A 5,425-nucleotide genomic window follows, 5' to 3' on the forward strand; every position below is an offset into this window, starting at 1 on the left:
TAACGTACCGAGAGTGCCGTAGGGCGGCCTCATCCCCGCGCGCGACTGAGGCGTACCCCCTGCGGTACGTCGCAAGGAGCGGAACGCCGAGGAGGCCGCCCTACGGCACCTGTCTGCCATGGCACAGGCAGGCTCGAATGCGACCGTATTTACGAATAGGACCACTAAGGGGGCCGGCTGGGTGTGCGACAAATTTGTGGGTACACATCAGAATTACATAGGGTTGTCATTGTCCGGCTTGACCTCGGTTTACCGGGGTTTGACCGGACAATCCACCCTTCGACAGGCTCAGGGTGACAATTGTCATGGTGAGCTTGTCGAACCATGGATTCCCCGATCGAGCCTGCCCTCGACTGCGATCGGGGGTCGGGGAATGACGCTCTTAGAGAAATGTTTATCCACAAATTTGTCGCAGACCCGGGCAGGCTTATCTTGTTGACAAGATCATGTAAAATCTCTATCCTGACGGCACATTGATGGAGTGTTTTTCCATGCGGCGCTCCATTGAGGAATCGGGATTTGTCCATCTGATCCATACGTTGTAACTCATTAAAGGCCGGGAATGAAAGGCTTCGAGATCCGAAGACGGTTTCTTAAATATTTTGAGGAACGCGGGCATACGCTCTTCCCGAGTTCACCCCTGATTCCCAGGAACGATCCCACGCTGCTCTTTACCAATGCCGGCATGGTCCAGTTCAAGGATATCTTCACGGGTGAGAAGCCGAGGAGCGTGCCCAGGGCGGCGACGTCCCAGAAATGCATGCGGGCGGGCGGGAAGCATAACGACCTGGAAAACGTGGGGCATACGGCGCGGCACCAGACCTTTTTTGAGATGCTGGGAAATTTTTCGTTCGGGGACTACTTTAAGGAAGAGGCCATCGGCTTTGCCTGGGATTTTCTTGTCCGTGAACTGGGCCTTCCCAAAGAGCGGCTTTGGGTGAGCGTTTTCAAGGATGATGAGGATGCCTTCGGGATATGGAGGAACAGGATCGGGATCCCCGCCGAACGGGTCCTTAAGCTGGGAGAAGAAAGCAATTTCTGGGCCATGGGGGATACAGGGCCGTGCGGCCCTTGTTCCGAGATCTATGTGGATCAGGGAGACGACGCCGGCTGCGGCCGTCCCGGCTGCCGTCCCGGATGTGATTGCGACCGGTTCCTTGAGGTCTGGAACCTGGTTTTCATGCAGTACAGGAAGGATGAGTCGGGTATCTTGACCCCTCTCCCGAAACCGAGCATTGATACGGGGATGGGGCTCGAACGGATCACAGCGGTGCTTCAGGGGGTCAAAACCAATTATGATACCGATCTGTTTCAAGGGATCATTGGCGGGATCTGTGACCTGACCGGCAAGGCCTACGGCCAAGACCACGCCTGTGATACATCCACCCGTGTGATCGCGGATCACATCCGGGCGCTCACCTTTCTGATCGCCGAAGGGATCCTTCCAAGCAATGAGGGACGTGGTTATGTGCTCCGGAGGATCCTGCGCAGGGCGGCACGGCACGGCAAGCTGCTCGGATTGAATGAGCCTTTCCTGTACCGGCTGGCCGGGACCGTGGTTGACGAGATGAAACAGGCCTTTCCCGATCTGCTTCGAGCGAGGGATCATGCGGCTTCCGTGGTCAAAAATGAGGAGGAGCGCTTTCAAAATACCCTGGACCAGGGCCTTTCGATCCTCCATGATCTCATCCAAAAGCTCACAAAGCAGGGGAAAACCCTGATTCCCGGAAAAGAGATATTCAAGCTTTACGATACCTACGGGTTTCCCCTGGACCTGACCCAGGACATCGCCAAGGATTTAGGGCTTTCCGTGAATGAAGCCGGTTTTCATGAAGAGATGGCAAGGCAGCGGGAACGCGCCCGCGCCTCCTGGAAGGGTTCCGAAGAAAAGGGGATTTTGCCGGCCTTCAAGTCTCTGTCTGAAACCTGCAAGACCCTCTTCGTGGGGTACGACCGGACCGAGAGTGAATCCGGGGTCCTTTCCCTGATTCGAGACGGGGTCATAAAAGAGTCGGTTCAGGCCGGAGAAGAGATCGATATGGTGCTCGATTCCACGCCTTTTTATGCCGAATCCGGCGGTCAGGTCGGAGACCAGGGAAGCCTGGACTGGGACGGGGGATCGGTTGAGGTGATCAGGACATGGAGGCCTGCCGAGGGGCTGATCGTGCACCGGGTACGGGTCCTGCAAGGTTCCCTGAAGAGAGGGCAGAAAGTCTCCTGCCGGGTGGACCCGGGGAAACGGGCATCTGCGGCGCACAACCATACGGCCACGCATATCCTGCATGCCGTGCTTCGCCACGTCTTGGGGGATCATGTCAAGCAGGCAGGGTCCCTGGTCGAACCTGAGCGTCTGCGTTTTGATTTCACACACTTTGCCCCGGTCCATCCTCGGGAACTGGAACGGATCGAACAGCTTGCCAATGAATGGATCTTCCGGAACGCCCCGGTTGAGACAGAGGTCAAGCCTTTAAATGAGGCCATATCCGGGGGGGCCACGGCCCTGTTCGGTGAAAAGTATGGGAGTGAGGTGCGCGTGGTTTCCATTCCGGAGCTTTCAAAGGAACTCTGCGGCGGGACGCACGTGCAGGCTACAGGCGAGATCGGTCTTTTCAAGATCCGGCACGAAGGAGGGATCGCCGCGGGTGTCCGAAGGATTGAAGCGGTCACGGGCATTCAGGCCTATGAATATTTCAAAAGTCTGGAAGGCGAGATCCGCTCCCTATCTGAAATCGTCAAAGAGTCTCCGGGACGCATCGCTCCTAAAGTGGAAAAAAACCTGAAGGAACGCAAGGACCTGCTCTGCGAAATCGGATCCCTGAAGAGGGAACTTGCGGAACTCCGGGGAGGGGATATAATAGATCAAATCAGAGAGGTTGACGGTGTCAAGGTCCTGTCGCACAGGGCGGACCATCTCTCTCCTGAAGAACTCAGGGAACATGCAGACCGGCTCCGGGACCGGGTCGGGTCCGGCGTGGTGGTGGCCGGTTCTGAAAACAAGGGTAAGGTGGCCTTGATTGCCATGGTGACCAATGACCTGACCCGAAAGATCCACGCCGGAAACCTGATCAAGGAAGTGGCCCGGATCACGGGCGGCGGCGGAGGAGGCCGCCCGGATATGGCCCAGGCCGGGGGCACGGATGCATCAAAACTCGATGAGGCCTTAAACAAGGTCTTTGATCTTGTTCATGAACAGATGACCGTAACAGGGAAGATCTGAACCAAAAGATAAGGTTTAAACTATATAAGCCGTTTAATCCGTTCAAGCTGTTTGAACCGTTATAATAAGGAGGAGTTCCCATGTTTGAGACCGTAAAAAAGGCGATGATGGTCGGCCTCGGGATCCAGGAAAAGATCAAGGATTTCGTGGATGACCTCGTCAAGAAAGGGGAGGTCAGCAAGGAGCAGAGCGGTTCTCTGTTCAAGGATTTAATGAGCACGGCCGAGAAGAACCTGGAAGGCCTGGACAAGACCTGGAAAGACATGATCCGTTCCACCATGGAACGGATGAACCTGCCCACGCGTGAAGATCTGGAAAACCTTGAAAAAAAGGTCAATGCCCTGAGCAGGCGGCTGGCCAAGCTCGATAAGGGTGGAGATGAAGAATAACGGCATCTCCCATAGATCATGAGGATCCTGGGCTTGGATCTTGGAGACAAGACCATCGGTGTGGCCGTGAGCGATGAACTCGGGATCACGGCCCAGCCGCTGAAGACGATCCGCCGGAAAGAGATCACGGCAGACCTGAATGCCCTGCAGGACCTCATCCGTGAGTATCAAGCGGAATGCCTGGTGGTGGGGCTCCCCATGAACATGAACGGGTCCTTGGGGCCGGCGGCCAGGAAGGCCATGAATATGGTGGAAAAGCTCGAGGGATTCAACATCCCTGTCATCACACAAGATGAACGGCTGACCACGGTGATGGTGGAGAGGATGATGATTCAAGGGGATGTCCGAAGAGAGAGGCGGAAAAAAGTGATCAACCAGGTCGCGGCAGCGCTCATCCTGCAGGGATACCTGGACAGGAGGGCCAGGGAGCATCAGGATGAGATTTAGTTCACCGGCAGGAGGGGTGACCATGGTTTCCCTGGGGATGGCGGTCCTCCTGATCGTGCACCTCTATGGCCTTCTTTTTATTCCATACCTCACGGAGATAGCCTCTGAAACCGTTGAGATTCCCTCGGGATCAAGCGTCAAGCAAACGGCCCTCATCCTTCGTGAGAAAGGGCGGATCCCCTCGGTTCCGGCCTTTATCCTTCTTACAGGTCTGACCAGATCCCAAGGCCCCGTGCATGCAGGGGAATATAAGATCCCGGAGCCCTCTTCGGCCTGGCAGATTCTGAATATTCTTCGCCATGGATCTCAAGTCCTGCACCTCGTGACGATTCCTGAAGGGATGCGGAGCGCGGACGTGGCTGGGATTATGGCGGAAAAGCTTTCTCTTTCCAAGGCCCGCTTTCTGGCGCTGCTCACCGATCCGGTGATGATCCGCTCCCTCGGCCTGGACACACCCTCCCTCGAAGGGTATCTCATGCCGGAGACCTATGCCTTTCACAAGAACATGACCGAAGAGAAGGTTATCCGGAAGATGGTGGACGGGATGCTTGCCTTTTTTGATCAAGAGAAGATGAAGCGGGCTGAATCGCTTGGAATGAGCCTCCACCAGGTTTTGATCCTCGCATCGATCATCGAGAAGGAGGCCGGGTCGGAGGAGGAATGCCCCCTCATCTCCTCGGTCTTTCATAACCGGCTGAAAAAACATATGCTCTTGCAGAGCGATCCCACCGTGATCTATGGGATCAAGAATTTTGATGGAAACCTTCAGGAGAGTGAGCTGAAAACAGATGGTCCGTATAACACCTATTTGCGGCAGGGGCTCCCGCCGACCCCCATTGCCAATCCAGGGAAATCCTCGATCCTGGCGGCGCTCTATCCGGCTGAGACATCCTATCTTTATTTTGTCTCCCGAAACGACCGGACCCATGCCTTTTCAAGGACTCTTCATGAACACAACATGGCGGTCAATCGGTATCAGAGGAAGCGTGCAGCGGATTCGGAGACAGGTTCTCTGCAATAAGTTTTCTCCATGCCCGAGGTCTTCTCCCATCTATTGGATAAGAAGGGTTCGAGGATTCAAGAACCTATAGAGATCCAGGGTTCAAGGATTCAAGTGGTTTTTTGATTTCTGTTACCTTTCAGTTTTTTCTATGCTTTTCACTTGGACCCTAAGCCCCTTAACCCCTCGGACCCTTGAGTTTTTAAAAAGCACTTCACTTGACCCCTGGAATCCTTGACCCCTTGACCCCTGATGTTTTCACCCACTCTTTTGGAGATGGTCCTTATTTGATATCATCAGGCCGCACAGGCGGCGGTTTGGGTGTCAGTGGTTTAAAGCGCGGCTGGTGCGGGTTGTGGCAGTGAACGCATA

At 55.2% G+C, this 5,425-nt stretch carries 4 protein-coding genes; all 4 read left to right on the forward strand.

Translation table 11 applies throughout. The annotated features are described in order from the left end of the window. Positions 1-562 precede the first annotated feature (562 nt). Positions 563-3,217: an alanine--tRNA ligase gene (locus AUK29_00210; GenBank protein OIP66694.1), complete on the forward strand. Its 2,655-nt coding sequence runs from the start codon at positions 563-565 to the stop codon at positions 3,215-3,217. A gap of 80 nt (positions 3,218-3,297) precedes the next feature. Continuing rightward, positions 3,298-3,606, forward strand: coding sequence for a hypothetical protein (locus tag AUK29_00215; GenBank protein OIP66695.1), 309 nt, complete (start codon positions 3,298-3,300; stop codon positions 3,604-3,606). 18 nt (positions 3,607-3,624) lie between these two features. Then, a complete protein-coding gene (locus AUK29_00220; protein OIP66696.1) occupies positions 3,625-4,053 on the forward strand; it encodes a Holliday junction DNA helicase RuvA in 429 nt (142 codons plus the stop codon). A gap of 22 nt (positions 4,054-4,075) precedes the next feature. After that, positions 4,076-5,074, forward strand: coding sequence for a hypothetical protein (locus AUK29_00225; protein ID OIP66697.1), 999 nt, complete (start codon positions 4,076-4,078; stop codon positions 5,072-5,074). The last annotated feature ends 351 nt before the right edge of the window (positions 5,075-5,425 follow it).

It is taken from the genome of Nitrospirae bacterium CG2_30_53_67 (assembly GCA_001873285.1).
In the GTDB taxonomy this organism is placed as follows: Bacteria; CG2-30-53-67; CG2-30-53-67; order CG2-30-53-67; family CG2-30-53-67; genus CG2-30-53-67.

What these genes read in the sequence shown, in the direction of transcription:
- AUK29_00215 (OIP66695.1), top strand. Translation starts at nt 3,298, where the DNA reads ATGTTTGAGACCGTAAAAAAGGCGATGATGGTCGGCCTCGGGATCCAG.
- AUK29_00210 (OIP66694.1), top strand. Translation starts at nt 563, where the DNA reads ATGAAAGGCTTCGAGATCCGAAGACGGTTTCTTAAATATTTTGAGGAA.
- AUK29_00220 (OIP66696.1), top strand. Translation starts at nt 3,625, where the DNA reads ATGAGGATCCTGGGCTTGGATCTTGGAGACAAGACCATCGGTGTGGCC.
- AUK29_00225 (OIP66697.1), top strand. Translation starts at nt 4,076, where the DNA reads ATGGTTTCCCTGGGGATGGCGGTCCTCCTGATCGTGCACCTCTATGGC.